Genomic DNA, 771 nt, shown 5'->3' with positions numbered 1-771 from the left:
TGCCCATCACATGAGCCAGGATGTTTTCGTCTACCGGACTCTCACCGTCTACGGTTGGCCGTCCCAGACCAATTCGACTAACAACTTGGTTTCTAACTCATGCCCAGCTCGGCAGAACTGAGAAGATGGGTCCCACGACCCCGGCTATGCAACGACTGCCGTCTATCACACATAACCGGTTTAGCCTCTTCCGCTTTCGCTCGCCACTACTCACGGAATCACATGTTGTTTTCTCTTCCTGTGGGTACTGAGATGTTTCACTTCCCCACGTTCCCTCCACACACCCTATATATTCAGGTGCGGGTGACACGACATCACTCGTGCCGGGTTTCCCCATTCGGAAATCCTCGGATCTCAGCTCGTTTGACAGCTCCCCGAGGCTTATCGCAGCCTACTACGTCCTTCATCGGCTCCTGGTGCCAAGGCATCCACCGTACGCTCTTACACACTTACTAACAAAGATGCTCGCGTCCACTGTGCAGTTCTCAAACAACACACCCGCATCGGATTGGATTCAAGGACCTTGACCTCGAAGAGGCTGGTTTCACGAGAGATCCGAGCGGATCGTTTTTTGCCTGGAAAGAACGTCTGTTCTTTCAGGACCCAATAGTGTGTCGGTATATTCACCGCCGAAAACCAAATGGGATTTTCGTAGGTGCGATGAAGATTGTCAGTGTTCCACCCATGAGCGTCCGCGGTCCTTCAGATGAGGACTCAAACGGTCTCTGCCACAACCACATTCACCTGTGTGAAGCGTCGTGGAGAAGTGCT

Annotated in this window: 1 rRNA gene; it reads right to left on the bottom strand. The window is 52.7% G+C overall.

The window, feature by feature from the left end:
- Window positions 1–455, bottom strand: a 23S ribosomal RNA gene (locus NS2_RS37075); the annotation flags it as partial.
- Between the last annotated feature and the right edge of the window lie 316 nt (window positions 456–771).

The organism is Nocardia seriolae NBRC 15557, from assembly GCF_007990715.1.
Lineage (GTDB): Bacteria > Actinomycetota > Actinomycetes > Mycobacteriales > Mycobacteriaceae > Nocardia > Nocardia seriolae.
This window is presented reverse-complemented; position numbering and strand designations above follow the sequence as displayed.